This window comes from Streptomyces rhizoryzae (assembly GCF_023155275.1).
GTDB lineage: Bacteria > Actinomycetota > Actinomycetes > Streptomycetales > Streptomycetaceae > Streptomyces > Streptomyces rhizoryzae.
Window position 1 is genome coordinate 326,676 of record NZ_JALMUV010000001.1, and the last position, 26,799, is coordinate 353,474.

Below are 26,799 nucleotides of genomic sequence, written 5' to 3' on the forward strand. Positions count from 1 at the left end.
GCCGTTGCCCTTCCCGATTACCTCTCATCGATCAACGTCAGTTTGTTCCAGTGGGACCTCAAGGGAGTGCGCTGAGCATGGTGGGCAGGAGACGGTTGGGCCGGCAGTTCGGCTGGCTGTGGGCGTCGTACGCGGTGAGCGCATATGGGTCCGGGCTGGGGTTCGGGGCGTTGCCGCTGATCGCGGTGCTGGTGCTGCATGCCGGACCGGCTGAGGTGTCCGCGCTGTCCGCGGTGGGGCCTGCGGTGGGTGCGCTGATCGCGGTGCCGCTCGCGCCGTGGGTGGAGTTCCGGCGCAAGCGCCCGGTCATGATCATGATGGACCTGGCCCGGTTCGCGGCCATGGCGTCGATCCCCGTCGCCTACGCCTTCGGACGGCTCGGTTTCGTCCAGCTGCTCGTGGTCTCGGCCGCGGTCGCCGCAGCCAAGATCGCCTTCAACGCGGCCAGCGGCGCCTACCTCAAGGCCCTCGTGCGGCCGGACGATCTTCTCGTCGCCCATGCGCGGTTCGAGTCCACGAACTGGAGCTCCATAGCGGTGGGGCCACCGCTGGGCGGGGCGGCGATCGGCCTGTTGGGGCCGGTCACCACCGTGGTGGCCGATGCGCTCAGCTACCTGCTCTCCGCACTCGGCATCACCGCGATCCGCGGCCAGGAGGAAGCGCCGCGCACCACCGACAAGAGCCCGGTCCGGGCGGGCGCGCTGCTCGACGGCTGGCGACACATCATGGGCCACCCCGGTCTGCGGCCGCTCTACGTCAACAACATGCTCGTCTCCGGTCTGATCATGGCCACCGAGCCGCTGCTGGCCGTGCTCCTGCTTCGACAGCTCGGGTTCCCACCCTGGCAGTACGCCCTCGCCTTCGCCGCCCCCTGCCTCGGCGGACTCATCGGCTCCCGGCTGGCCCACCGTGTCGTGGCCCGCTTCGGCCGGCACCGGGTCTTCCGGACCGTCGGCACCCTGCGCGCCATCTGGCTGATCGGCCTGGTCTTCGTCCGTCCCGGCGTCGTCGGCCTCGTCACCGTGATGGCCGTCGAGCTGGCGATCATCATCAACATGAGCCTGTACAGCCCGGTGCTCGCCACCTACCGGCTCGAACACACTCCCAAGCACCTCGTCGCCCGCACCCTGTCGGCCTGGTCGATCGGGCAGCAGGCGTCCATCGCCGTCCTCACCGCGCTCGCCGGCCTGCTCGCCGACGTCACCAGCCCACGCACCGCTCTCACGGCCGCAGGGCTGCTCATCCTGGCCACCCCGCTCCTGCTTCCCCGACAGGAGCAGACGTCGCAGCACGAGCCGGAACCGTCCCCCAGCCCCTCATGAGCCACCGCAACTCGCCCCTGAGACCCGCAGCCGGTCCGCCGCGCGTCCGCGTCGACCAGGCACACCACCAGCAAGGAGAACATCGCGTGAGCACTGCCCCCGCACTCGACCCCGCGCACACCGCTCTTCTCGTCATGGACTACCAGCCCGCGATCCTGGCCGTGGTGCCCGCAGGCGAGGACCGAAACGCCCTGCTCGGTCGCGTGGCAGGGGCCATCGCCGACGTTCGCGTGAACGGCGGCACCATCGCCTACGTACGCGTCGGCTTCACCGAGGCGGACTGGGACGCGATCCCGGCCTCCAACAAGTCCTTCGCCCCGCTGGCCCACCACCGCGCCATGCACCACGAGGACCCTGCCACCGCCGTCCACGAGCGCCTGGCTCCCCAGGAGGGCGACATCGTCGTGCGCAAGGTCCGATACGGCGGCATGTCCACGACCGACCTCGACCAGCAGCTGCGCGAGCGCGGCATCACCACTCTGGTCGTCTCCGGCATCAGCACCGGCGGAGTCGTCCTGTCCACCGTCATCGACGCGGCCGACCGCGACTACCGGCTCTACGTCCTGTCCGACGGCGTCGCCGACCCGGACACCGAGGTCCACGACGTCCTGCTCCACCGGGTCTTCCCCTCACGGGCCCACATCATCGACACCACCGAGCTGCGCGCCCTGCTCCGGGCTGACTGACGCGAGCCACGGTGCGGTGTCAGTAGTGGATGGTGTGGTTGCGCAGGATCTGACGTGCCGGGCGTCCGGTGTCGAGGCGGGCGGCAGACCTCAGGGCGAAGTACGCCCGGAACGTGGAGATGTGGTGCTCGGTCAGCATGGCGATGGTGCGGTTCCAGGTGCCGCCGTCCCTGGTGCGCCACAGGTCGAGCAGGGAGCCGCCCACGTTGCCCTGGACGGTGTCGCCGTCATCGTAGGTGGGGCCGTGCGCGAAGCTGGTGGGTATTCCGTTCTCCCCGACGTAGCGGTAGTCGCCCAGGACGTAGGCGGCGGCCGCGTCGGCGAAGGCTTCCGTCCACGCGCAGGTTCCGGAACTGGCCTTGTCGACCCAGTGCGGGCTGCACCGGGTGACCCGCGGGAACCAGCCGCCGAACAGGAGGTGCTGGAGGAAGTGCGCGCTCTCGTGCAGCACCGTGTGTTCGGAGTCGGGCACCGCGCCGGCCAGGTGGACGGTGTGGTGCCCGGTGTCGTAGTAGGCATCGGCAGGTGCCGACGCGTCCCACTGGAGGGTCAGTTCGGTACAGGCGTTGTTGTCGGTCTCACGGGCGCTCCAGCAGTTGCTCTTCGGGTTGCCGCGCTTCCACCACAGCTCGTTCCCGGTGTCGAAGGCGTGCCAGGCACGCATGTCGCCGAAGGGCGGCTTCCTGGTTCCCAACGCTCTGCTGGAGGACACCGCGGTGGTTGCCGGGGAGTTCCAGGTGAAGGTGGCTCCTGACCCGTTGGTGACCTTCCAGAGCCTGCTGCTCTCCGTCGAGATCCGGACCCACAGCAGGTCCACCGTCGGTGCGGGCCCGGGGGTGTAGCACGCCTGGAAGCCGCCGTCGGAGACATCCGTGAACAGGGCGGTGGTGGTGAGTTTCCGGACCGTGCCCAACGCCCGTTCGCGGCCCCACAGTTCGACGTTGGCGTTGCGTACCGGTTTGGTCTTCCACGGTTTGCCCGGCCCGTCCTCGGCCGACCGGTAGTCGTAGTGGAGGGCGCCGGTCAGGCAGATCTGCCTGGCGGGCGCACCGGCCGCACCGGAGAAGAGCTGGGGGAGGGCGAGAGCGGCCGCCATCAGGACGGCGCCGCAGCCTGCTATGACGAACCTCTTCCGGAGGAAGCGGCTGTTTCCTTGATCCATCATGGGACTCCCTGGTCGTCATGGTCCGGACGGCCCGGCGCGCGGCAGGGGTGCGGCCGGTGCGCCGGCGGTCGCGCCGCTGCACGGCGCGAGGCCCCGCCCAGGGCTCACGCCCGTCGCGGGGCCTCGCTACCGTTCGTGGCCGGCCGGGCCGTCGGTCGTCAGTCCTCGTCCGGGGCGGTGGGCAGGGCGGCCTGGATGAGGTCCATGACCGAGGCATCGGTGAGGGTGCTGACGTCGCCCAGGACGCGGTTCTCCGCCACATCGCGCAGGAGGCGGCGCATGATCTTGCCCGAGCGCGTGGTGGGCAGGGCGGTCACCGTGAGGATGCGCTTCGGCTTGGCGATCGGGCCGAGCTCCCCGGCGACGTGCGTGCGGAGTTCGTCCGCGAGGGCATCGGTCTCCGAGGCGGTGCCGCGCAGGATGACGAAGGCGCAGATGGCCTGCGTGGTCTGCGGGTCGGTGGCGCCGACCACGGCGGCCTCGGCGACCGCGGGGTGGGAGACGAGGGCGGATTCGACCTCGGTGGTGGAGATGTTGTGGCCGGAGACCAGCATCACGTCGTCCACCCGGCCCAGCAGCCAGAGGTCGCCGTCCTCGTCCTTCTTGGCGCCGTCCCCGGCGAAGTAGAGGCCCTCGAAGCGGGACCAGTAGGTGTCCAGGTAGCGCTGGTCGTCGCCCCAGACGGTGCGCAGCATCGACGGCCAGGGCTCGGTCAGGACGAGGTAGCCGCCCGCCCCGTCCGGGACCTCGCGCCCCGCGTCGTCCACGACGGTCGCGGCGATGCCGGGCAGCGGCACCTGCGCCGCGCCGGGCTTGGTCGCCGTGACGCCGGGCAGCGGGCTGAGCATCATCGCGCCGGTCTCGGTCTGCCACCAGGTGTCGACGATCGGGCATCGGCCGCCGCCGATGTGCTCCCGGTACCAGACCCATGCCTCGGGGTTGATCGGCTCGCCCACCGAGCCCAGCAGGCGCAGCGAGGACAGGTCGTACCCGGCCGGTATGTGGTCGCCCCACTTCATGAAGGTGCGGATGGCGGTGGGTGCGGTGTAGAGGATCGTCACGCCGTACTTCTGGACGATCTCCCACCAGCGGCCCTGGTGCGGGGTGTCGGGAGTGCCCTCGTACAGGACCTGGGTGGCGCCGTTGGAGAGGGGGCCGTAGGTGATGTACGAGTGGCCGGTGATCCAGCCGACGTCGGCGGTGCACCAGTAGACGTCGGTCTCCGGCTTGAGGTCGAAGACGGCGTGGTGGGTGTACGAGACCTGGGTGAGGTAGCCGCCGGTGGTGTGCAGGATGCCCTTGGGGCTACCGGTCGTGCCGGAGGTGTAGAGGATGAACAGCGGGTGCTCGGCGGGGAACGGCTGCGGGCGGTGCTCGGCGGACTGGCGGTCCACGACGTCGTGCCACCACAGGTCCCGGTCCCCGTACCAGGCGGTCGGCTCGCCGGTGCGGCGCACGACCAGGACGTGCTCGACGGTCGGGCACTTCTTCACCGCACGGTCGATGGCCGGTTTGAGGGCGGATGCCTTGCCGCGGCGGTAGCCGCCGTCGGCGGTGATGACCAGCTGGGCGTCGGCGTCCTGGATGCGGGCGGCGACCGCTTCGGCGGAGAAGCCGCCGAAGATGACGGAGTGCGGTGCGCCCAGGCGCGCGCAGGCCAGCATGGCGATGACCGCTTCGGGGATCATCGGCAGGTAGATCGCGACCCGGACGCCCGCGGTCACGCCGAGTTCCGCCAGCGCGTTGGCGGCCTTGGCGACCTCGCGCTGGAGCTCGGCGTAGGTGATCGCGCGGCTGTCGCCGGGCTCGCCCTCGAAGTGGATCGCGACCCGGTCGCCCAGGCCGTTCTCCACGTGCCGGTCGACGCAGTTGTAGGCGACGTTGAGCTTCCCGTCGGCGAACCAGGAGGCGAAGGGCGGATCGGACCAGTCCAGCGTCTCGGTCGGCGGTACGGCCCAGCTGAGCCGGCGGGCCTGCTCCGCCCAGAAGCCGAGGCGGTCGGCGGCGGCCTTCTCGTAGCTGTCGGCGGTGACGTTGGCGGCCGCCGCCAGTCCGGGCGGCGGGGGGAACCGCCGTTCCTCGTGGAGGAGGTTGGCCAGGCTTGCGTTGTTCACGACGTGCTGTTCCTTGGAGTCGTTCGTCGGGTGAGGGAGACGTGGGGCGCCGCGACGGCGTCGCGGCGCCGGGGGTCAGTGCGCGCCGGCCCCGGTGAGGGAACGGACTTCCAGCTCCGCGTACTTGTCCGGGTCTCTCTCGCGGGAGGCGAGGGTGCCCAGCCAGCCGGCCAGGAAGCCGATCGGGATGGAGACCAGGCCGGGGTTCTCCAGCGGGAACCAGTGGAAGTCCGCACCGGTCACCAGGGATGCCGGGGTGCCGGAGACGACCGGGGAGAAGACCACCAGTACCACCGCGGCCAGCAGGCCGCCGTAGATGCTGCACAGCGCGCCGGTGGTGTTGAACCGCTTCCAGAACAGGCTGTACAGGATCGTCGGCAGGTTGGCCGAGGCCGCGACGGCGAAGGCCAGGGCCACCAGCGCCGCGGTGTTGAGCTTGTCGGCGAACATGCTCAGTACGACGGCCACCAGGCCGATCCCGATCGCGGCGAACCGCGCCGTCCGGATCTCCTCGCGCTCACTGGCCTGCCCCTTGCGCAGGGCGTGCGCGAACAGGTCGTGGGCGAAGGAGGTGGACGAGGTGAGGGTGAGGCCGGCCACCACCGCCAGGATCGTGGCGAAGGCAACCGCCGAGGTCACCGCCAGCAGGGTGGCGCCCGTCGTGGTGCCGGGCCCGCCGCCGAGCACTTCGGCCAGCATCGGTGCGGCCGTGGTGCCCGCCGGGTTGGCGGCCCCGATCCTCGCGTGCCCCACCAGGGCCGCCGCGCCGAAGCCCAGCACGAGCGTCATCAGGTAGAAGCTGCCGATGAGGCCGATCGCCCAGTTCACCGACGTCCGGGCGGCCTTGGCGGTCGGCACCGTGTAGAAGCGGACGAGGATGTGCGGCAGGCCCGCGGTGCCCAGGACCAGGGCGACCCCGAGGCTGATGAAGTCCAGCTCGGTCGTGGGGCCGGCGCCGTACTTCAGGCCGGGCGAGAGGAAGGCGTGGCCCTTGCCGCTGGCCTCGGCCGCCGAGCCGAGGAGCGAGGAGACGTTCCAGCCGAACCTGCTCAGCACCAGAACGGTCAGCACCAGCGTGCCGGCCATCAGCATCCCGGCCTTGACGATCTGCACCCAGGTGGTGCCCTTCATACCGCCCACGACGACGTAGAGGATCATCAGCACGCCGACGCCCAGAATGATCCACTTCTTGGGCGCGTCACCGGAGACGCCGAGCAGCAGGGCCACCAGGGACCCCGCGCCGACCATCTGGGCGAGCAGGTAGACCACGGAGATCACCATGGTCGAGATGCCCGCCGCGGTGCGCACCGGCCGCTGGCGCAGGCGGAACGCGAGGACGTCGGCCATGGTGAACCGGCCCGTGTTGCGCAGCGGTTCGGCCACCAGGACCAGCGCCAGGACCCAGGCGACGAGGAAGCCGACGGAGTACAGGAACCCGTCGTACCCGAAGAGCGCGATGAGGCCGGTGACGCCCAGGAACGAGGCGGCCGACATGTAGTCGCCGGAGATGGCCAGGCCGTTCTGGAACCCGGAGAACGAGCGGCCGCCGGTGTAGAAGTCCGTGGTGCCCTTGGTCTGCCGGCTCGCCCAGAGGGTGACGCCCAGCGTGGCTGCCACCACCGCCAGGAACAGGCCGAGGGTCAGCCAACGGCCGCCGTCCGCAGCCGGGGCAGCGGCCAGGGCGGTCTGCCGGAGTGGAGTGATCATGCCGCGGTGCCCTCCGCCTCGCTGTGGCTGTGCGCACGGATCCGGGCCTGCTCGATGCCGTCCCTGATCTCTTCCGCGAGCGGGTCCCGCCGGCGGTGCGCGTGCCGGGTGTAGAGCCACGCGGCGAGGAAGGTCGCGGCGAACTGGGCGAGTCCGAGGAAGAGCGCGACGTTCAGATTGCCCACGACCCGGCCGGTCATGAGGCCGGGTGCGTAGCTGGACAGCAGGACGTACAGCAGGTACAGGCTGAGCACCGCGGTGGTCGCCACTGCGGCGAACGTCCGGTGCGAGCGCCGGAGTTCGCGGAACGGCCGGCCCTGCTGTGCGGTCCGGAACACCGTGGCGGTGAGGTCGCCAGCGGCGGGCGGGGCTCCCGTGCTGTCGGGCGCGCCGGCGGTGGGGCTGCCGGGCGGGGAGGCGTGCGTGTTCATAGACCTTCCAGTGATGGGGCTCGGTGGGGCCCGGCGGCCGGGCCGGCCACGGGCGGTGGTGTGCGCACCGGTTCACGGCACCGGTTGAACGGGCTGCCCAGCCGGCCGGTGAGCAGGGAAGCCCGGGTCGGCGGGGAGTACGGGGCGGCATGAGCCGGCTCCTGACAGCCGCGCGGACGGGCACGGCGGCCCGGTCGCAGGACCGTTGTCCAGCCACAGTGTGGAGCGGGACCGGCCATGATGGATGACGGGCCGCACCGAAGGATTAAGGCACCGCGGGGCGGGGCAGGGCACCGAAAGATCTCGCGGCCGCGGCCCGTTGCGCGCCGCCCGGGGCCCGTTGCGGAAAAATTATCGATTTCTTGCACGCCGGCGTCACCCTTCTGGGCAGAGCTGCCGGCCCCGGCGGGTGTGCCCCCCTGCATGGCGCCGGTGGGCCGGCAGCTCCGTAGCCAGGTAAGACCGCGCGTTCCCCCGCCTCCGCACGGGAACCGCCCTCCAGACAGTCGTGGTGTGACATGCCGACCAACCCCGCAAGGACCGCTTCCGTTCCGGAACGGAGTGCGGTCCGGTGCTGATCGGGCGGGAACGTGAGCTGAGCGCCCTCGCCCGGCTGCTCGACGGCCCCTGGACCGGCGGTGACTCCGCGGCCGTCACCGGGAGTTGGGGAAGCGGGAAGACCGCGCTGCTGCGGGCCGTCCTGGCGGACCTCCGCCAGGACCCCGGAACCTGCGTCGTCTCGGCGGTCGCGGATCCACTGGAGCGCGACCTGCCCTTCGGCGTGGTGCGACGGCTCTTCGAGCACCTGGCCGCGGACGACCCGTCAGCTCCGCCGCTGCGCGACCGGACCCTGGACGCCGCCCGGGTGCTCGCCCCGTGGACGCAGCCGCCCGGTGGGCGGGCGGCCATGACCGGGCCGGACGCGGAGGTCCTCGGCGACCTGTACCGGCTGTCCGTCCGGCTGGCGGGTGAGAAACGGCTGCTGATCGCCGTCGACGATCTTCAGTGGGCCGACCCGCAGTCCCTGCTCTGGCTGCGGTACCTGCTGCGCAGGGCCGACCACCGGCCGCTGGTCGTCCTGGCCACGCTCGGCCCGGGGGCCGCGCCTGCGCACGCTGCTGCGGTGGCCGCCGTGGAGCCGCTGTTCCCGCACCGGCTGACACTCGACGGCCTCGCCGACGACGCCGTCGGGGCCCTGGCGGCCCAGGTCCTGGGTGAGCCCCCGGAGCCCCCGTTCACCGCCGCCTGCCGGGCGGCCACCGGCGGCAACCCCCTGCTGCTGCACGCCGTGCTGCGCGGGCTCCGGGCCTCGGGACAGCGCCCCCGGGCGGAGCTGGCGGACCGGATCACCGGCCATGTCCCGGCCGACCTCGGTTCGGCCGTGCTCCTGCGGATGCAGGAGGTCGATCCGCACGCCGTGGCCACGGCCCAGGCCGTCGCGGTGCTCGGCGGTGCGCCGGGCACCGACCTGATCACGGAGGTCACCGGCCTGCCGGAGCCGGCCGTCGCGGACGCCGCGCACCGGCTGGTGGGCACGGGGTGGATGACCGGTACGGAGCACGGCCTGTCCTTCGTCTGCGACGTCCTGCCGGCGGCGGTCACCGCGGTGGTGCTGCCGAGCCGGCGGGGCGACGTCCACCTCCGGGCGGCCCGGCACCTGCTGGCGCACGAGGCCCCGTTGCTGCGGGTGGCCGCTCACCTGCTGCTCAGCCCCCTGGGCGAGCCGTGGGTGCCGGAGGTGCTCGGCCGGGCTGCGGCGCTGGCCGCGGAGCAGGGTGACGACGCGCACGCCGCGGCCCTTCTGCGCCGCGCCCTGCGCGAGGAGCTCACCGCGGACGTGCGGTCCGCGCTGCTGGCGACGCTGGGCGAACTGGAACTCACCTCCAGCCTGCCGGTCGCCGTCCGCAATCTGGAGCGCAGCCTGGAACTGTCCGCGGACCCGGCGAAGCAGACCGCCCTCGCCCGCAAGCTGGCCGGCGCACTGCTGGCCCTGGACCGGCACCCCGACGCGCTGGAGGCGTTGCGGCGCACCTCCGAGGCGGTCCGGGAAACGGCCCCCGACCACGCCATGCGGCTGGAGATCGACTTCATCCACACCAGCCTGAGCGAGGCGGCCTCGGCCCCGGCCGTGGTGCCGCGGCTGATGGAGCTGGACCTCTCCGACGCGGCCGGCGGTCCGGTGCAGCGGCCCCTGGCCGCCCTGTTGAGCCTGCGTGCCGCCATGGCGGGAACGTCCACGCGAGAAGTGGTGGACCTGGCCCGACTGGCGCTGAGCCGGGGCATGGCCCCGGAGGACGACGCATCCCTCGTCTACACCGGCGCGGTGACCTCGCTGGGAGCCGCCGGGGAGACGGACCTCGCGCTGACCTACGCCGACGCGGCCGTGCGGGCGGCGCAGGCCGGGGCCTCGGCCTTCCACCACGCCCACGCCCTCAGCACCCGGGCGAACATCTACTGCCGGCTCGGCCGCCTCACGGACTGCCAGGCCGACGCGGAGGCCGCGCTGGGCGCACTCGGCAGTATCGGCGTCGGCCCGTGCAACGGCCTCAGCACGTTCGCGATCACGACGCTGGCGGAGACGCTGCTCCGGCAGGGCGAGCTCGCCGACGCCGAAGACCTGCTGGTGCGCGGCGACCTGAACGGCCGGCTGAACGGCAACTGGATCCACGACTACGTCCTGATGGTGCGCGGCTGGCTGCGCTGCGCCCAGGGCCGGTTGCCGGAAGGGCTGGCCGACTTCCTGCTGTGCGGCGAGCGGACCTGCGCCCGCTCGATGCCCAATCCCGGTTTCTTTCCCTGGCGTTCGGAGGCGGCGCTGGTGCACGCGGCGCTGCGGCAGGGCGAGGAGGCCAGGGCGCTGGCCCAGGAGGAGGTGCGGCTGGCCCGCATCTGGGGCGTGCCCGAGGTGACCGGGGTGGCCGTACGCGCCCTGGGAGTGGTGGTCGGCGGGCGCAAGGGACTCGATCTGCTCGGCGAGGCCGTACGGCTCCTCGCCGGCACACCCGCGCGGGTGCGGTACGCCCAGGCGCTGGCCGACTGCGGGGTCCTGGCCCGCAAGGCCGGCCGGCTGTCCGAGGCCCGGGCGCACCTGCGGCGGGCGGTGAGCGTCGCCCATGAGTGCTCGGCGACGTCGCTGGCCGACCAGGCGCTCGCGGAGCTGCGCGCCGCCGGTGACCGGCCGCGCACCCGGACGTTCCACGGCGTGGGAGCACTGACCCCCACCGAGCGGCGGGTGGCGGAGCTGGCCGGCCGGGGCCTGACCAACCGCGAGATCGCCCAGCGCCTCTTCGTCGGTCTGCGCACCGTGGAGGTGCACCTGACCAACGTCTACGGGAAGCTCGCCATCGACGGCCGCGCGGGGCTGAGGCGCGCGCTGGCCCCCCACGATGCGGACCCGCAGTGAGGACGTCGTGTCAGGTCGGTCCGGCAGCTTCCGCCGTCCCTTCGGTGCCGACCGCGACCTGACCGCGCGTTCCGGTACGCGCCTTCGCCACCGCCCCCTTCACCTGTCACGTTGTCCCCTACCGAGGAGAGACCCATGGGGTTCGTCAAACCCACCACCGTGGCCCAAGTCGCCGAGGCCGTACGGCAGTCCGATCCGCTCGCCCGTCCGCTGGTGACCCTGGGCGCGGGGACGGGGCGCCATCCGTTCCTGCGCGCGCTGCTGTCGGACGGTGTCCCCGACAACGACAGCTTCTTCGTCACCCTCACCGACCGCTCGGTGCTCTTCCACGCGGTGGCAGCGGCGGGATACCGGCCGGGGAAGCTGCGGTACGCGATCGAGCACGAGCAGGTCCGCACACGGATCAGCGAAGTGCGCCGGCGCCCCCTGTGGAGTACCTTCCGGTTCCGGTTCCCCGGGCACAGCCAGGCTGCCTGGCTCAACGTCGGCCGCGCCTGGCGACCGGAGATGGACCGGTTCCTCGACGCGCTGCACGGGGACGGGCTGCGCGGCCGGGCGCTCGGGCAGCCGGACTCCGGTGGGGCCGGGAATCCGGAGCACCGGCAGGACGGCCCGGGGACCGCGTCATGACCGCACTGCCGCCTTCCTGGTTCCCCCGGGGCCGCGGAATGGCCCTGGCGGTGACCGTGGCCGTGGCCGTGGTCAGCGGTTGCGGTCCGACCGGCGACCCCGCCGACGCCCCGACCCCGAGCCCGCCGCCGGGCACCACCCCGCCGCCGCTCCCCCCACCGGTCGAGACCGTGCCGGGCCAGGACGTGCCGGGGTGGCCCTGCCCGGCACGCACCCGGCTGCCGGACACGGTCGAGGTGAGCTGGCCCGTCGCGGCCCCCGCGCACCGGGCCGCGGGGCCGGACGGCCCGTCAGCGCTCGGTAGCGCCTGCCCCCCGAGGCCCTTGCGGGGCTGACGGACCGGCCGCTGGGAGGCGGTCCAGCACGGCGCGCGCCTGCGCCTCGCCCGTGGCGTCGCCGAGCTGGGCCAGGGCGGCCCCGGCCTCCGCCGCACACGTACGGGCCTGCTCCGGCCGGTCGACGGCGGTCAGCACCGAGGCGAGGCCCAGCAGCGTACGGGCGCGCTGGGCGTGCAGTCCGTGCGCCCGGCAGACGGCGAGCGCCGCACCGTACTCCGTCACCGCTTCCTCGTACCGGCCGAGTCGCTCCAGTGCGTCGCCCACCACGCGCCGGGCCAGGGCGATGCCCACCGGATTGTCCCCGGTCGTGCACCGGGCGAGGGCGTCCCGGGCGGCCTCCAGCGCCTGGTGCGGCCGGTCGAGCGCGAGCTCGGCGCGGGCGAGGCTGATCGAGCACTGGGCAGCCATACCGTGCTCGCCGTTCCCGCACGCCAGGGCGTGCGCGCTCCGGAAGTGGCCGATGGCCTCGCCGAGGTTGCCGGGCCGCACGGTGGCGACCACGCCCATGGTGTACACCGTGCGGACGGCCAGTACCCGGTCCGCGGGGTCGAGCGTCGCGTCGGCGCGGGCGGCCAGCGCGGCCGCCTCCTCGTGGTGGCCGCTCTGCGCGCAGGCGACGGCCGCCGCGATGCAGCCGAAGACGGTCGCGAGCCGCTCCCCGTGGTGGTCGGCGGCGCGCAGCACCGTATGGCCGAGCTGATGGATGGTGTCCCACGGCAGGCAGAAGTCGGTGAACGTCATGAGCAGCGCCAGCAGACACGACAGGGTGCGGGTGTCCTCCGCGCTCACCGGCCGATAGGGGTGGTGGAGGATCTGGCCGGCGACGGCCAGCATGGCGGGGAGCTCGTGCAGCATCCATTCCTGCGCGTGCAGCGCGTCGGTGAAGGCCGCGCCCGGCGAACCGTCCGCATCGGTGGTGTCGGGCAGCCGGCTGTAGGGCCGCTCGGCGCGCATGGCGCTGCTCGTCCCGGTGAGGTGGAAACGGGCGATCCGGCTCAGGGCCGCCTGCCGGGTGGGGGCCGGGTCGGTGTCCAGGGTCCGGTGGCGGGCGAACAGCCGCAGCAGATCGTGGTAGCGGTACCGGCCCGGTTCCCCGGGTTCCAGCAGACCGTGGTGGACCAGGGCCTCCAGGAGCGCCTCGGCCTCCCGCCGGTCGCAGTCCAGCACCGCCGCCGCGGCGGGCGGGGAGAGGTCGGGCACTTCGGGGATGGCGAGCAGCCGGAAGGCGCGCGCCTCCGGCTCGTCCAGCGACGAGTAGCCGAAGTGGAAGACCGATTCGACGGCCAGGCTGCCGGCCTCCAACTCACCCAGCCGCTGCGAGCGGTCGCTGAGCCGCTCGGCCAGCGTCGCGAGCGTCCAGCGCGGACGCGCCGCCAGCCGGGCGCCGACGACCCGGACGGCCAGCGGGAGCATGCCGCACGCCCGCACCAGGTCGCGGGCGGTCCGCTGCTCCTGACGGCACCGCTCGCTGCCGGCGATCCGCTCCAGGAGGGCGAGGGCCTCCTGCTCACTGAACGGTTCGAGCGCGGTGCAGGTGGTCGCCGGGAGGCAGGTCAGCGCCGTACGGCTGGTGACCAGCGCGGCGCTGCCGGCGGTACCCGGCAGCAGGGCGCTCACCTGCTCGGTGTCGGCGGCGTTGTCGAGCAGGAGCAGCAGCCGGCGGCCGGCCATCCGCGAACGGTAGAGCGCGGTGCGCTCCTCCCTCCCACCGGGCACATTGCTGGCCAGCACGCCCAGGGAGCGCAGGAACAACTCCTGCACCTCATAAGGGTCCGCGCGTTCCCGTCCGGCCCCGCGCAGGTCGGCGTAGAGCTGGCCGTCGGGGAACTGCTCCCGCACGGCGTGCGCGGCGTGCACGGCCAGCGCGGTCTTCCCCACCCCGCCCATGCCGTGGATCACGCAGACCACCGGAGCGGTGGCGTCCGTCCGTACGGCGCCGGCCAGGGCGTGGCGCACGTGCCGGCCCTCCTCCCGGCGGCCGGTGAAGTCAGGGGCGTCGGGCGGGATCTGCGCCGGTGGCACCCAGGGCGGCCGGTCCGGCCCGGCGGCCGGGCCGGGTGCCGGGGGCGCGGCGGCCGCACCGGGCTGCGGTGCCAGCGCGGGGTCCGCCTCCAGCATGCGCTGGTGCAGGCGTTCCAGCTCGGGGCCGGGATCGACGCCCAGCTCCGCGGCGAGGTGCCGTCGGGCCTCGGTGTACCCGGCCAGCGCGTCCGCCTGCCGGCCGCAGCGGTACAGCGCCAGCATCTGCAAGGCACGGAGCCCCTCGCGCAGCGGATGTTCGTCGGCCAGCGTGAGCAGTTCCCCGACGACCCGGGAGTGTCCGCCGAGCTGGAGTTCCAGGCTCAGCCGCGCCTCGACGAGGAGGAGCCGGTACTCCGTGAGGCGGTCCCGCTGCCGCTGGGCGTAGGGGCCCGGCACCCCCGTCAGCGGAGTGCCGTCCCACAGCGCCTCGGCCTCGACCAGGAAGCGGACCGCCGCCTCCAGGTCCCCGTGGCTCCGGGCGGCCTGCGCCCGGGCGTGGAGCCGTTCGGCCCGGGAGACGTCCAGCGCCCCGTCCGGCAGGTGCAGCGCATAGCCGCCGGCGACGGAGACCAGGGTCGTGGGTGCGGCGGACCCGCTCTCCAGTACGGTGCGCAGCCGTGAGATGTGGTTGCGCACCGCGGCGTGCGCGCTGGCCGGCGGCTCCGGCCCCCAGACGTCCCGCACCAGTTCGTCCGCGGAGGCGACCTGGCCGCACCGCAGCGTCAGGGAGGTGAGCACCGCGCGCTGCTGTGCCGGTCCGGTGTCCAGCGGCCGGTCACCGCGCCACGCCCTGAGCGGACCCAGCGCCGCGATCCGCAGCCCTCCGGTGTCTGCTCCCACGGTCCGACGCACGGCATCGGTCATCAGTCGACAGCCCTCAGTTATTGGCCGAGAATCGAGGGGGGATCACTTGCCGGGAAGTTCTGCACGGCAGTCATTATCCCTGGAAGCGCGCGGCCGATCCGGAGTGTCCGCTGGTCGAGACGGAGCGGGCACCTCACCCGACCCCCCGCCATGGCGGCTCAACCCTCTCGCCCGGACCAACGCCGCGTCACCGTACGTCGATTACCAGCCAAGGAGCAAGAGGCCGGGCGCCGGCGCCGAGCCCTCGGTGGCCACCCCGCCGGCGCCGCACACCCGCCGTAGGACAGCGCACCCGTTCCCCGCAGCTCGGTGCCGCCGGCGCCCGGGCCGGCCCCGGAGGAGCGGCCGACGGAGGCTGCGGCTGCGGCTGCGGCTGCGGCTGCGGCTGCGGCTGCCAGGACGCCATCCCCCTGACGCACCGTCAAGGCTTCTCCGTCTCGCCCGCGAAGGCCGCGGAGAGCGCGGAGAGCGCGCACCCACTGCCACCGCGCTCGCGGCCTCAGCACACGGCTGCGGCCGCGCGCACTTCGGTGAGGGCTTGCCGTGCCAGCGGGCCGAAGCCCTCGCTGTTATCGGCGTCGATCCACCGGTCGAAGGCGATCTCCCAGGCGAGCGCGCCCAGCCTCGCGGCCACGTGCGCGGTCAGGCCCGGGACGCCGCGGCGGCTGAGGGCCTCGCACATCGAGGCGGTGAGGTCGATCCTTTTCAGGGCTTCGCGTTCGCGCAGCTCCGTATGGGCGTTCAGCACGGCCTGGCGCCGGCCGCTGAACTCGCGGCGGTCGGCGGTGAAGAACGTCCGGCCGAGCGCTTCGAGGGCATCCGCCACCGCGTCGAGCGGCCCGGCCGCCGGCGCCGCCGAGGCGATCCCCTCGACGAGCAGACCGGCCACCGTGCCCCCGCCGAAGAGCACCTCGCGCTTGTCCGGGAAGTACCGGAAGAACGTGCTCTTGGTGAGCCCCGCGCGCTCCGCGATCTGGATCACGGTCGTGTTCTCGTAGCCGTTCTCCTCGAAGAGGTCGAGGGCGGCGGCGGCGAGTCGTCCTGGTGCGTCGGGTTGCCAGCGAGCCATGAGAACAGTGTACGGGACTTGGTCCCATCACTGAGGTAAGGTCGATGAGACCAAGTCCCATCACTGGCCAGGAGAGGTCACCGATGAGCAGAGCTGTCCGCTACCGGCGCTTCGGCGGTCCCGAAGTACTCGAACTCCAGGAGATACCCGAGCCGCACGCCGCACCCGACGAGGTGCGCGTCCGGGTCACGGCCGCCGGGCTGAATCCGATGGATTGGCAAATCACCACACGGCCCGACATGGCAGCGCGGTTCGGCATCACCTTGCCGGCCGGATTCGGCAGCGACTTCGCCGGAGTGGTGGACGAAGTGGGCGCACACGCCACGGGATTCGCGGCCGGCGACCGGGTGTACGGGGCCGCGATCGGCCGGTCCGTCGCCGATTTCGTGCTGGTCAAGACACCTACGGCAGCACTGTGGCGCACCCCGGAGGGCATCCGCGACGAGGTGGCGGGCACGCTTCCGGTCTCCGCCCTCACGGCCTCCGCCGCGCTCGCCGCGATCGGGCTCCGCGCCGGGGACACCGTCCTGATCGGTGGGGCGGCGGGTGGCGTGGGCATCTTCGCCGTGCAGCTGGCGAAGCTCGCGGGTGCCCGGGTGCTCGGCACCGCCTCCGAGGGGACGTTCGGATTCCTGCGCGGGCTCGGCGCCGAACCCGTGGCGTACGGCCCCGGGCTGGCGGACCGGGTGCGGGACCTGGCGCCCGAAGGGATCACCGCCGCAACCGACCTGTTCGGAAGGGAGGCGGCCGAGGCCGCGCTGGGGCTCGGCGTGGCGGCCGAGCGGATCTGCGTCGTAGCCGACGGCCCCGCCCCGCCGCCCGGTGTGCGCAAGGCGGGCGCCCTCGATGCGGCTCCGGGCACCATGGAACGGATCGCCGACGCGATCGCTTCCGGCGCGATCACGGTGCCGATCGCGGCGACCTTCCCGGTCGAGCGGATCCGCGAAGCCGTGACGGCACAGGCCGAGAGACACGTTCACGGCAAGCTCGTGATCGCCCTGTGAACCGGCACACGGCAGACCCAGCGGACAGCGGACAGCGGACAGCGGACAGCGGACAGCGGACAGCGGTGGCGTACCGCCGACGCGTTCGAGGCGCAGCCTCCTCGCGACGGGCGTCAACTCCCCTGATTCATTCCTGACGTTAGGACCTTCCACGGCCGAGGTCGGCGAAGCCTTCACCGCTTGACACAAGGACCTCCCCCGCAGAGAAGAACTCCCCGACGAACGAACCCGCCGCACGGATCAGGACGAGCGGCGGCACGGTCACTCCCCGGACCGGAGAGTGTCCAGGTGCCGCCGCAAGACCTGTTGGAGCAGCTCCGGCGGAAAGCGGTCCGGGAACAGGGCCGCTTGCAGAGTGAGACCGTCGAGGAGAGCCGTCAACCGCGTGCTCTCCAGTTCGATGTCTGCGGCGTGCGGCAGCGCGCCGACGCCCTGCGCTTCGTGGAGCACGCGCGCCACCAGGGCGTGCATGGCCTGCTGCATCTCGGCGGCGCACGCGCGTACGTCGGGGCGGAGGTGCGCGAGGGCGGTGAAGGCGTGCCACAGCCCGGCCTCCTCGCGTCGGATCTCATCGAGGGGGAGGAACTCGGCGAGCAGCTGCTCCGTGGACCTCCGGCGATCGGTGCAGCCGCCGGGGTCCAGGAGCCGCTCGGCGTGCAGGCGGACGCGCTCCTCGATGCGATGGCTCAGCTCCCGCATCGTGAAGATCATCAATTCGTCGCGGTCGGTGAAGTAGTGGCGGACCGAACCGATGGCGAGTCCGGCCTCCTCGGCGACGTTGCGCAGCGATACGTGTTCCAGCCCCCGCCGGGCGACGACCGCCAGGACGGCCTGCGCCACCGCCCTGCGGCGGGCTACGGGATCGACAATCTTGGGCACGTTGCCGTTATAGCACGGCCGAGCTACCATGCTTTTTTAGCACGACCTTGCTAAAAAAGATTGGTGAGTAAATGAATCCCTGGCTCCTCACGACGATCATCGTGGCGCTCGTGGTCGTCATCGTGATCAAGCGACTGATCGGCGAACCGGTCACCTTGCGGGACCTGTTCGCCGCGCCGGTGATTCTCACCGGCATCGGCATCTGGTCCCTCACCAAGGTGGAGGAGCTGACCGGCACCGACCTCGCGTGGGTCACCGCGGGAACCCTTCTCGGCGGCGCGCTCGGCGCGCTTCGCGGAGCCACCATCCAACTCACCGGCAAAAAGGGCGCGTTGTGGCAGCGCTACACCGGCCGGACCTTTCTCGCGGTGATCGCCAGCCTGGTGGTGATGGCGGGCTTCGGCGTCCTGGCGGCCAAGATGGGCATGCACGAAGGAGCCCGCCCCCTCCAGCTGTCCCTCGGCATCAGCTTCCTCGGCGAGTCCCTGGTGGTCGGCCGCCGCGGCATGACCTCCGGCATCCCCTTCGCCCCGGAACGGAGCTCCTGACACAACGCCACGCGCAGCCCGCCCAGACCCCAGGGCCCTTCACCGACAAGGCCACGCGCACCCCGAAGCCCAAGAGCATCCACTTGGGGGTGCCTCAGCCCAGGTGGCCTCCCTGCGGCGCCGGGGTACCGCCTGCACGACCCGGGAACGGACCGCAGAGGGCCTGGTCCACGATCTTCTCCATGTGCTTCTGCGTCGCCTCGCCCGGCTGCGTGGTGACCGCCACGCTGACGGCGCGGCCGTCCTCGGTGACGCCGCCGCGGGTCTCGTAACCCGTCATGCTGCCGCCGTGCCCCCAGTAGACGCCGCCGCAGGAGAGGGGCGTGCTGACCAGGCCGAGGCCGTAGCGGGCACCGGCGGCGAAGGGCCGGCCGGCGGCGACCGTCCTGCGCATCTGCTTGAGCTGCGGCTCCGGCACGAGGTGACCGCGCAGCAGCTCGGAGGCAAAGCGGTTCAGGTCGGAGTTGGTGGACACCAACTGCCCGGCTGCCCAGGCCCAGGAGGGGTCCCACTCGGTGGCGTCGACGAAGGGCGCGCCAGGGGACGCCTGGTAGTAGCCCTTGGGATGGCGTTCGCGGATGCGCAGTTCGCCGGGGGCGGGGAAGTAGGTGTGGCGCAGCCCGGCGCGGCGGATGACGCGCCGGTCGATCTCCACGGCGAGGGGGTGCCCGGTGACCTTCTGCACGATGAGCCCGGCGACCAGGTAGTTGGTGTTGCTGTACTTCCAGCCCTTGCCGGGCCCGAAGTCGGCCTTCTGGCGGAGAGCGAGGTCGAGGAGGTCGCGCGGCTCGTAGTAACGGATGTCGTCGCTCAGGAGCTTGCTGTAGTCCGGGAGTCCGCTGGTGTGCTGGAGGAGTTGGCGGACGGTGATGCCACCGCCGTCGATGCCGTCGCCCTGGAGGAGTCCCGGGAGGTACTTGTCCACGTGCCGGTCGAGCTTCACCTTGCCCTCGGCGACGAGTTGGAGCACGACCACGGCCGTGAACGTCTTGGTGTTGCTGCCGATGCGGACCTGACCGTCCCGGGGCACCGCGGCCCCGGTGGCGACGTCGCCGACGCCCGCGGTGTACGCACGGGTGTGCCCCTTGCCGTCCGTGACACCGGCCAAGGCGGCGGGCATGCCGTCCGAGCGCACGAGCGCGTCCAGGCCCTGTTGCACGGTGTCGGGCCTGGTGGTGAACGGCGCTGCCGCGGCGGGGGGTGCCACGGCCCCCGCCGCGAGCACGCCCACGGCCACCGCGACCGCCCCCGCCACGGCCCCGCATCGTCCTTTCAGCTCTTCGCGCACGCGCCAACTCCCTTGACCGGAACTGTGGCAGGGAGGTTTCCCGTGCCGGTCCCAGCATTTCCGCGGAAGCCGCCCACGGCGATCCCGTTAGCCGCCGATGCGGAGTGGGGAAATCCCCCGGGCGTGCAGCGGAGGACGACGTGAGGGCTCGGCCTCAACCAGCACGCCGTGGAGAAAGCCACCGATGCGCACCCTCACGGTGGGCGAGCCCGGCGGCCACCCACGTCTCGCCCTGCACCAGCCGCACCACGCGTCCTCGCTGGCGGTGAGGGTGCGCAGGAGGACCTCCACCGCATCCCGTCCGGCTGCGCCGATCCCTTCGGCGTCTACGCGCCACCGCCGCCGCCGCCACCGCCACCGCCGGCACCACCTCCGCCACCACCGCCGCCACCGCCGGTGCCGCTGCGGGGCTCGATGCCTCCGTTGCCGCCGCCACTGCCGCCACTGCCGCCACTGCTGTAGTCGTCGTCGCTGTCGTAGTTGACGTCGTCGCCGTCAGGGTCGTACTCGTCTGTCGCCCTCGCCCTCGACGGAAGCGGTGACGAGGACGCTGGCTTCCAGCCGGGCCTTGTTGTCGCCGAAGCCGGCGGGGTCCCTGGGCGAGAGAATGGCGGTGACCTCGACGGTGGCCTTGCCGTCCTGCACGCGGATGATGCGAGTCTGGACCCTGGCTTCGGAGACGCTGTACTCCAGCCTCCGCTCCGTCGGGACCCGCCCCTCCCATCGAGAGAGGCCGATGGGACGAGCGCCTCGGGCAGGGGATGGGTCGGAGGGGGCGTGGCGACTCCGTGTGACGGCGTATTGGATCACGCCGATACCCTGGTCGCCGCAGAGCGGGAACATCTCCCGCTCCGCTTTCTCCTCGCTGCTTCCGGCGCTGTACCCATGGGCCGTGTCGGAGAAGTTGACGCCGCTCTCAAGGGCCTGCTTGATGATGTCCCGGCTGGCGTCCGCGCCCAGCGACCAGGGCTCGCCACCCCGGTCCGGCTCGCCGAAGCTCATGCAGCCCAGGGTGATGGCGGAGACTTCCAGTCCGGTCGTCCCGAGTTTGATGTAGCGCACGCTTCCGAACCCAGGAGTTGGAGTGCGCTCTAACGCACATACGTCTCGGTCCGGGATTCGGAGGCGTGGGGCATGTGCGCCCTGTCAGGTTGCGACCCGGGAGTGGGGTCTTCGGCGTCCGCGCGGTCCAGGCTTCGCAGGGCCAGCATGCCGCCGACGCCCGGTATGGCTGACAGCAGGAGGTGCCGCCTGGTGGAGCGGGCGTCGCGCCAGGTGGCGATGACACCGTAGAGCCAGGCGAAACCGTGGATCGGGCCGGTCAGTGCGGCGACGGTGCGGGCGTCCAGGGTGGCCATGTTCGTCAAGAGCGTGGCGAGGGTGATCAGTTCAATCATGGCGCTGATGCGCAGCGGCTTTCGGTTGGCCATGTCTCTTTCACGCTCCGGTGGTCGAGCCGGGACGGATGATCATCAGTACCGTGACCGTGGCCCACAGCAGGTTGAAGACCCCGGTGAGCATCGCCAGTTGAGCGGTGGCTGCCCGGTGGAGCCGGGGCTCGGCCGTCGTTCCGGTGAGGGCTGTGAGGAGGGTCTGTTGGCGGGGCAGGACCAGCAGGCCCAGCACCAGGGCGGCGGCGGCCGTCAGGAAGATGGAGGCGATCAGCCAGGGGCTGCCCAGGACGTGCATCAGGCTTGCCGTGGCGAATCCGAACACGGGGACGGCGACTCCGATCTGCGCGTAGACGCGGCAGATCCGGTTCAGGAACCGCACACCCGCGAGGGTCCCGTCGTCCGGGGCTGAGGCAGCTCGGCGGACCGCCGCGGGGAACATGCTGGCGGCGACGGTCACAGGGCCGACGGCGATGATGGCCGCCAGGACGTGGAGAGCGAGCACGAGCTTGGTCATCGGGCCGTGCCCCCACTGCGGCGAAGCAGGGCATCGGGCAAGGAGCAACGGAGCAGGGGCGGCATCTGGGTAAGCCTTCTCACATGTTGGCGGGAAGCGGTGGGGTGTTGGCGGGAAGCGCTGGAGTCCTGACGGAGGAACTTCCGACTTCGGAGCCTAGGAACGGAGAGTGGGCGACTCCCAGCGGCTGGATCGACAGAATTCACCGGATTCTCGCCAACCCTTTGACCCGCACCCTCGCGATCCGTATGACAGACAGGGTGGTTGGGGGTCCGTCCGTAATTGAGGAGTACTAGGTGCACACCGTCGCGGTACTGGCGCTGGAGCAGGTCATCCCGTTCGACCTGTCCACGCCCTTGGAGGTGTTCGCCCGGGTCCGGCTGCCGGACGGGCGCCGCCCCTACCAGGTGCGCGTGTGCGGACCCAGCGCGCAGATCCCGGCAGCCGGATTCGAGATCACCGCCCCCTGGGGCCTGGAGGGGCTCGCCGACGCCGACACCGTGATCGTCCCCGGTCGGGCGGAGGGCGCTCCCCGACCGGGCGAGGAGGTACTGGAGGCAATGCGCGCGGCGGCGGCCCGGGGCACCAGGATCGCCTCGATCTGCGTCGGCGCCTTCGACCTCGCCATGACCGGGCTGCTCGACGGACTGGCGGCGACCACGCATTGGGTTGCCGCCCCCGAGCTGGCCCAGCGCTTCCCCGCGGTCGAGGTGCGCCCCGACGTCCTCTACGTCGACAACGGGCAGCTGCTCACCTCCGCAGGGGCCTCCGCGGGGCTCGACCTGTGCCTGCACATGATCCGCCGCGACTTCGGCTCCGCGGTGGCCGCCGACGCGGCCCGGCTGGCGGTCACCCCGTTGGAGCGTGAAGGGGGTCAGGCACAGTTCATCGTCCACCACCAGCCGCCGGTCCCCCAGGGCTCCGCACTCGAACCGGTGCTCGCCTGGGTGGAGGACCATCTCGGTGAGGAGCTGACGCTCGGCCTCATGGCCCGGCACAGCGGCATGAGCGAGCGCACCTTCATGCGCCGGTTCCGTGAGCAGACCGGCACCACGCCGGTGCAGTGGCTGCTGCGGGCCCGGGTGCGACGGGCTCAGTTCCTCCTGGAGAACACCGACCATTCCATCGACCGGATCGCCGACCAGGCAGGTTTCGGTTCCCCGACTGCCTTCCGCGAGCGCTTCAAGCGGGTCGCCGGCACCACCCCGCACAGCTACCGCGCGGCCTTCCGGGGCAAGGAGCACACCTGAGGCCGGAAGCGGCCGGCGAGCAGCTCCCAGAACGGCTCACGACTCGTGGCGGGATCCCGTTGGAATGTGTCATGGGAGCCCATCTTCACTGCGCTCACAGGCTTCTAGCCTGAGGCGAAGCCGGCGACCGCCGGCCTCTTCCCTACTGAAAGCCACTCACATGCACGTCCAGATCGTGTTGTTCGACGGGTTCGACCCCCTTGACGCCATCGCACCGTTCGAGGTCCTCCATGCCGGCGGCACTGCCTCCGGGGGAGCCGTCAGCGTGGAGCTGGTCAGCGCCGAGGGCCCGCGTGAGGTCGTCAGCGGCACCGGCGGCCTGTCGCTGCGCACCACCGGCACCCTCGACCCCCATCGCCCCGGAGTCGTCCTCGTCCCCGGCGCCTCCGGACGCGTCGGCAACCCCGATGAGGCCCCGGACGCCGAAGGCGACGCCGCGCAGGAGGACACCATCCCGGTCCGGTTGGCCCGCGCGCTGGACACCGAGCTGGCAGGGCTGCTGAAGGCCGCCATGGAGGACGAGCGGATCACGATGGCGACGGTCTGCGGCGGCGCGCTCGTCCTGGCCATGGCCGGCCTTCTCCAAGATCGTCACGCCACGACCCATCACATGGGCATGGACCTGCTGGACGCGACCGGGGCCCACGCCGTGCGTGCGCGCGTCGTCGACGACGGCGACCTGGTCACCGCCGCCGGGGTCACCTCCGGGCTCGACCTCGGCCTGTACCTGCTGGAACGCGAAGTGGGTCCGCAGATCGCCCACGCCGTCGAGGGGTTGTTCGCACACGAGCGCCGCGGTACCACCTGGCGCCCCGGCGGGATCGAACCCACCGCATTCTGACCCCGGCACCGTCCCGCCCCTCACAAGCAAGGAAGAGCTCTTTCATGTCCACCGGAATCGAAGGTGTTTGGGACCTGACCATCGCCACGCCCATAGGGCGGATGCGACCCGCCGTCGAACTGCGCACGCACAATGGACAGTTGGTCGGCACCGCCCGCGGCACGGGCGAGGAGCTGCCGCTCAAGGACGTCAGCCTCGACGGTGATCAGCTGACCTGGAAGCAGTCCATCACCCGCCCGATGCGCCTCGACCTGAGCTTTACCGTCACCGTCAACGGCGACACGCTCACCGGTACCTCCAAGGCGGGTCGCCTCCCGTCCTCGAAGGTCACCGGCCGACGCCGCCCGGACGATGCCGGCGACGCCGCCGAGCCGGCACGATGACGACCACACGCGCCGCGCCTGCGGCCACTGCTGCGGCGGCAGCAGGCGCCCCCACCTTGGTGTTCCTGGCCGCAAACTGGCTCGGCGGTCTACGGCCGGCTGCTGTCGCCGCAGCGGTGACCGCCCTGCTCGTCCTCGCATGGCGGGTGCGCGCCCGGCGGCAGATCCGGCACGCGGTCGTCGGAGCCCTGCTCGCGACGGCCTGCGCGGCCGCGGCCGCCTGGACGGGACAGGCGCGGGGGTTCTTCCTGGTCCCGATGGTGATTCCGGCTGTCGCGACGGCGGCGTGTCTGCTGTCTCTCGCGGCCGGCCGCCCCCTGGCCGGTCTGATTGCGAACAAGATCGTGGGTGGCCCACCCGGATGGCGTTCGCACCGGGCGCTGTACCGCTTCTATGCGGTATCGACGGTGGTGATCGCGATCGTGAGTTTCGCGAGCCTGGCCGCGCAGGTGGCTCTCTACAGCTGGAGCAACGTCGCCTGGTTGGGGATCCTCCACATCGTCATGGGACCGTCGTGGGCTGCTATCACCGCACTCTCCCTCCTGCTGGCGCGCAGGAGGGTCACCGGGGAACGGAACGCCGCCACGGCCGACGCCCGCTGACGCCCCGTCCGATCGACCGAAGGCTGATGACGCGGGCGTTCAGCGGAGTTTCGCCCCCGCCGAACGCCCGACGACTGATCCGGCAGCCGGCCCCTTCCCGTGCGACGGTGCGGGAAAGGGGCCGTGTCGGTGCGCTGCTCGTTCTTGCACGATGCCGGAGGGATCGTACGAGCCCTTCGGTTCCCCGGTGAGCGCTGAGGCCAAGTCGCCCTATCGCTGCGGGCCTTCGATGGTGTCCGGCTGGTCAGCGACGTGTGGGGAGTGGGCTTGGCGCCGGGTGGCGTGGAGGGAGCCGAGCAGGTGGAGGGAGTGGGCGCTGGGGCTGCCCGGTTCGGCGTGGTAGATGACGAGTTGCTGGCCGGGTGCCTCGCGTACGTCGAACGCCTGGTAGGTGAGAGTGAGCGGGCCGACGTCCGGGTGGAGGAGGTGTTTGGCGTCCCGCGTCTTGCCTCGCACGGTGTGGGACTGCCACAGGCGTGCGAAGTCCGTGCTGTGCTCGGCGAGGGTGCGGACGAGTGCGCGCAGCCGCGGGTTGTCCGGTTCGAAGCCGGTCGCCTCGCGGAGGTTGGCGACGGTGGCCTGTGCTGCCCGGTTCCAGTCCGTGTAGAAGGTGGGGCCCGCGGGGTCGAGGAAGGTCATGCGGGCGAGGTTGTCCGCCGGGGTGAACTCCGAGTAGAGGGCTTGGGCCAGCGCGTTGACCGCGAGGAGGTCGAGGGTTCGGTTCATGACGAAGGCCGGGGTGTCGGGGTAGCCGTCCATCAGCTGTCGCAAGGCGGGGCTGACCCGCCCGGCGGAGTGGGACGAGGGCCGGTCGCCGGGCACGGCCCCGGCCAGCCGGTACAGGTGCGTCCTGGCGTCCTCGTCGAGGTGCAGCGCGTGGCTGAGGGCGTCGATCACCTGGGGTGAGGGGTTGCGTTCGCGGCCCTGTTCGAGGCGGGTGTAGTAGTCGGCGTTCACTCCCGCCAGGACGGCGACCTCCTCGCGGCGCAGGCCGGCGACTCTGCGGGTCCCGTGGCTCGGCATGCCGACGTCGTGCGGGCGCAGGGCGGCGCGGCGTGCGCGCAGGAAGTCCCCCAGGCGGTTGTCGTCCATGGCCTCAGGCTAGGCGGCGCGCCGCTCCGCTGCCTGGGTGTGGCACACCCAGGCAGCATGCGGCCTGGTCGGCCGCCGCTGGCCTGCGCAGACTCGGTGGAGCGGGAAGGACCGCACCGTTCGAGGAGAAGGGGCCGCCAGGGCCACGGTCGAGGACGGCCACGTGGCTGCGGTCGGCATGCGGATGACCGCGGAGTCGTCGTAGCGGGCCGGGCAGCAGCTGCTCCGGTCCGGGAGACCGACTCCTTGGAGGACGGACCGACTGGCCCCAGGCAGCGGTCGGCGACTCACCTGACAACGCACCGGGAGGACCGTACCCATGACCGAACGACGACTTGAGGGCAAGGTGGCCCTGATCACGGGCGCGACCGGGGGCATCGGTGCGGCGACCGCCGGGCTCTTCGCCCGGGAAGGCGCCCGGCTGGTGATCACCGACGTCGCCCAGGAACCCCTCCAGAAGCTGGCGCGGCGCATCGAGGCGGGTGGCGCGGAGGTGGTCGCCGCCCGCCTCGATGTCTCCTCCGCCCGGGAGTGGGACGCGGTGACGGCCCTCGTGCGCGACCGTTTCGGAGTGCTGGACGTGCTGGTGAACCTCGCCGGAATCGTGGACTGGCCGGGGATCGAGGACACGCAGGAGAAGGCGTGGGACCACGTCATCGACGTGAACCAGAAGGGCACGTGGCTCGGTATGAAGGCGGCGATGCCGCTGCTGCGGGCGAGCGGCAACGCTTCGGTGATCAACACCTCGTCCGTCCTCGGCCTGGTGGGCAGCGGCGCTGCCGCGGCCTACCAGGCATCGAAGGGGGCTGTCCGCCTGCTGAGCAAGACGGCCGCGGTCGAGTACGCCCGGCAGGGCGTACGCGTCAACTCGATACACCCCGGGGTGATCGCCACGCCGATGATCCAGGAGCTCCTGGACGAGCAGGGCGACCGGCAGCCGGACATCCGGCGCACCCCCATGCGCCGGGCCGGCCGCGCCGATGAGGTCGCCCCCGCGATCCTCTTCCTCGCCTGCGACGACTCCTCCTTCGTCACCGGCTCGGAACTCGTCGTCGACGGCGGCCTCACCGCACACTGAGCAACCCGCCCGCCGGGCGCTCACGACGCCTTCGCGGGGAGGACCGCCCTCGTCACCGGGGCCGCGCGCGGCGTGGGCAAGGAGACCGTGGCACTGCTCCACGCCCGCGGCGCCCGCGTCGTCGCCGTCGGCCTGCGCCCCGACGTCGCGCGAGCGAACCGGTCAATCCAGCGCG

The 26,799-nt window shown here is 72.2% G+C and carries 22 protein-coding genes and 2 pseudogenes; 12 read left to right on the forward strand and 12 right to left on the reverse strand.

Annotated elements, in window-relative coordinates:
• Positions 1-77: 77 nt before the first annotated feature.
• Together MUU72_RS01510 and MUU72_RS01515 are read left to right on the forward strand one after the other, a co-directional pair.
• The gene (locus tag MUU72_RS01510; RefSeq protein WP_248011222.1) at positions 78-1,322 is read left to right on the forward strand and encodes an MFS transporter; all 1,245 of its coding nucleotides are present in this window, start codon (positions 78-80) and stop codon (positions 1,320-1,322) included.
• Between the two features lie 86 nt (positions 1,323-1,408).
• Complete coding sequence (locus tag MUU72_RS01515; RefSeq protein ID WP_248011223.1) at positions 1,409-2,008, forward strand: cysteine hydrolase family protein; 600 nt, start codon at positions 1,409-1,411, stop codon at positions 2,006-2,008.
• A 19-nt stretch (positions 2,009-2,027) separates the two neighbouring features.
• On the opposite strand, the gene MUU72_RS01520 is transcribed toward MUU72_RS01515, so the two are convergent.
• The 4 genes from MUU72_RS01520 to MUU72_RS01535 all read right to left on the reverse strand — a co-directional run bounded on the left by MUU72_RS01520 (position 2,028) and on the right by MUU72_RS01535 (position 7,425).
• The gene (locus MUU72_RS01520; RefSeq protein WP_248011224.1) at positions 2,028-3,173 is read right to left on the reverse strand and encodes a metalloprotease; all 1,146 of its coding nucleotides are present in this window, start codon (positions 3,171-3,173) and stop codon (positions 2,028-2,030) included.
• Positions 3,174-3,331: 158 nt separating this feature from the next.
• On the reverse strand, positions 3,332-5,287 hold the full coding sequence (acs, locus tag MUU72_RS01525; protein WP_248011225.1) for an acetate--CoA ligase: 1,956 nt from the start codon (positions 5,285-5,287) through the stop codon (positions 3,332-3,334).
• Between the two features lie 75 nt (positions 5,288-5,362).
• Positions 5,363-6,994, reverse strand: coding sequence for a monocarboxylic acid transporter (locus MUU72_RS01530; RefSeq protein WP_248011226.1), 1,632 nt, complete (start codon positions 6,992-6,994; stop codon positions 5,363-5,365).
• The gene (locus tag MUU72_RS01535; protein WP_248011227.1) at positions 6,991-7,425 is read right to left on the reverse strand and encodes a DUF485 domain-containing protein; all 435 of its coding nucleotides are present in this window, start codon (positions 7,423-7,425) and stop codon (positions 6,991-6,993) included. Before MUU72_RS01535 ends, MUU72_RS01530 begins: the two co-directional genes overlap by 4 nt.
• Before the next feature lie 571 nt (positions 7,426-7,996).
• On the opposite strand from MUU72_RS01535, the gene MUU72_RS35130 reads away from it, so the two are divergent.
• Both MUU72_RS35130 and MUU72_RS01555 read left to right on the forward strand, forming a co-directional pair.
• Positions 7,997-10,828: a helix-turn-helix transcriptional regulator gene (locus tag MUU72_RS35130; RefSeq protein WP_308403763.1), complete on the forward strand. Its 2,832-nt coding sequence runs from the start codon at positions 7,997-7,999 to the stop codon at positions 10,826-10,828.
• Between the two features lie 135 nt (positions 10,829-10,963).
• Complete coding sequence (locus tag MUU72_RS01555; RefSeq protein ID WP_248011228.1) at positions 10,964-11,458, forward strand: hypothetical protein; 495 nt, start codon at positions 10,964-10,966, stop codon at positions 11,456-11,458.
• A 290-nt stretch (positions 11,459-11,748) separates the two neighbouring features.
• On the opposite strand, the gene MUU72_RS01560 is transcribed toward MUU72_RS01555, so the two are convergent.
• A complete protein-coding gene (locus tag MUU72_RS01560; protein ID WP_248011229.1) occupies positions 11,749-14,658 on the reverse strand; it encodes an AfsR/SARP family transcriptional regulator in 2,910 nt (969 codons plus the stop codon).
• Positions 14,659-15,181: 523 nt separating this feature from the next.
• Positions 15,182-15,751, reverse strand: coding sequence for a TetR/AcrR family transcriptional regulator (locus tag MUU72_RS01565; RefSeq protein WP_248011230.1), 570 nt, complete (start codon positions 15,749-15,751; stop codon positions 15,182-15,184).
• Positions 15,752-15,834: 83 nt separating this feature from the next.
• On the opposite strand from MUU72_RS01565, the gene MUU72_RS01570 reads away from it, so the two are divergent.
• The gene (locus MUU72_RS01570) at positions 15,835-16,755 is read left to right on the forward strand and encodes an NADP-dependent oxidoreductase (protein WP_248011231.1); all 921 of its coding nucleotides are present in this window, start codon (positions 15,835-15,837) and stop codon (positions 16,753-16,755) included.
• Between the two features lie 261 nt (positions 16,756-17,016).
• Here the strand turns inward: MUU72_RS01570 and MUU72_RS01575 are convergent, their stop codons facing one another.
• Positions 17,017-17,634: a TetR/AcrR family transcriptional regulator gene (locus tag MUU72_RS01575; RefSeq protein ID WP_248011232.1), complete on the reverse strand. Its 618-nt coding sequence runs from the start codon at positions 17,632-17,634 to the stop codon at positions 17,017-17,019.
• Between the two features lie 71 nt (positions 17,635-17,705).
• On the opposite strand from MUU72_RS01575, the gene MUU72_RS01580 reads away from it, so the two are divergent.
• The gene (locus MUU72_RS01580) at positions 17,706-18,182 is read left to right on the forward strand and encodes a DUF1453 domain-containing protein (protein ID WP_248011233.1); all 477 of its coding nucleotides are present in this window, start codon (positions 17,706-17,708) and stop codon (positions 18,180-18,182) included.
• Positions 18,183-18,276: 94 nt separating this feature from the next.
• On the opposite strand, the gene MUU72_RS01585 is transcribed toward MUU72_RS01580, so the two are convergent.
• The 4 genes and pseudogenes from MUU72_RS01585 to MUU72_RS01600 form a co-directional block, all read right to left on the reverse strand.
• The gene (locus MUU72_RS01585; RefSeq protein ID WP_248011234.1) at positions 18,277-19,470 is read right to left on the reverse strand and encodes a serine hydrolase domain-containing protein; all 1,194 of its coding nucleotides are present in this window, start codon (positions 19,468-19,470) and stop codon (positions 18,277-18,279) included.
• Between the two features lie 858 nt (positions 19,471-20,328).
• Positions 20,329-20,532 (reverse strand): annotated as a pseudogene (locus MUU72_RS01590) (aldo/keto reductase); the annotation flags it as partial.
• Between the two features lie 29 nt (positions 20,533-20,561).
• Positions 20,562-20,900, reverse strand: coding sequence for a DUF3817 domain-containing protein (locus MUU72_RS01595; protein ID WP_248011235.1), 339 nt, complete (start codon positions 20,898-20,900; stop codon positions 20,562-20,564).
• Between the two features lie 7 nt (positions 20,901-20,907).
• Positions 20,908-21,378, reverse strand: coding sequence for a DUF2269 family protein (locus MUU72_RS01600; protein WP_248011236.1), 471 nt, complete (start codon positions 21,376-21,378; stop codon positions 20,908-20,910).
• 296 nt (positions 21,379-21,674) lie between these two features.
• Here MUU72_RS01600 and MUU72_RS01605 point away from each other — a divergent pair, with 296 nt between their 5' ends.
• The 4 genes from MUU72_RS01605 (at position 21,675) to MUU72_RS01620 (ending at position 24,454) form a co-directional block, all read left to right on the forward strand.
• Positions 21,675-22,628, forward strand: coding sequence for a GlxA family transcriptional regulator (locus MUU72_RS01605; protein ID WP_248011237.1), 954 nt, complete (start codon positions 21,675-21,677; stop codon positions 22,626-22,628).
• A gap of 160 nt (positions 22,629-22,788) precedes the next feature.
• Entirely contained in the window at positions 22,789-23,469 is a 681-nt protein-coding gene (locus MUU72_RS01610; protein WP_248011238.1) for a DJ-1/PfpI family protein, read from the forward strand.
• Positions 23,470-23,513: 44 nt separating this feature from the next.
• Positions 23,514-23,852 (forward strand): hypothetical protein, encoded by a 339-nt coding sequence (locus MUU72_RS01615; RefSeq protein WP_248011239.1) that lies wholly within the window; start codon positions 23,514-23,516, stop codon positions 23,850-23,852.
• On the forward strand, positions 23,849-24,454 hold the full coding sequence (locus tag MUU72_RS01620) for a DUF3159 domain-containing protein (RefSeq protein ID WP_248011240.1): 606 nt from the start codon (positions 23,849-23,851) through the stop codon (positions 24,452-24,454). Before MUU72_RS01615 ends, MUU72_RS01620 begins: the two co-directional genes overlap by 4 nt.
• A 210-nt stretch (positions 24,455-24,664) precedes the next feature.
• Here the strand turns inward: MUU72_RS01620 and MUU72_RS01625 are convergent, their stop codons facing one another.
• The gene (locus tag MUU72_RS01625; protein WP_248011241.1) at positions 24,665-25,546 is read right to left on the reverse strand and encodes a helix-turn-helix transcriptional regulator; all 882 of its coding nucleotides are present in this window, start codon (positions 25,544-25,546) and stop codon (positions 24,665-24,667) included.
• Between the two features lie 319 nt (positions 25,547-25,865).
• On the opposite strand from MUU72_RS01625, the gene MUU72_RS01630 reads away from it, so the two are divergent.
• Together MUU72_RS01630 and MUU72_RS01635 are read left to right on the forward strand one after the other, a co-directional pair.
• Positions 25,866-26,624 carry an SDR family NAD(P)-dependent oxidoreductase gene (locus tag MUU72_RS01630; RefSeq protein WP_248011242.1) on the forward strand — a complete coding sequence of 253 codons (759 nt, stop codon included), beginning with the start codon at positions 25,866-25,868 and terminating at the stop codon, positions 26,622-26,624.
• A 30-nt stretch (positions 26,625-26,654) separates the two neighbouring features.
• A pseudogene (locus MUU72_RS01635) lies at positions 26,655-26,771 on the forward strand (SDR family NAD(P)-dependent oxidoreductase); the annotation flags it as partial.
• Positions 26,772-26,799 lie beyond the last annotated feature (28 nt).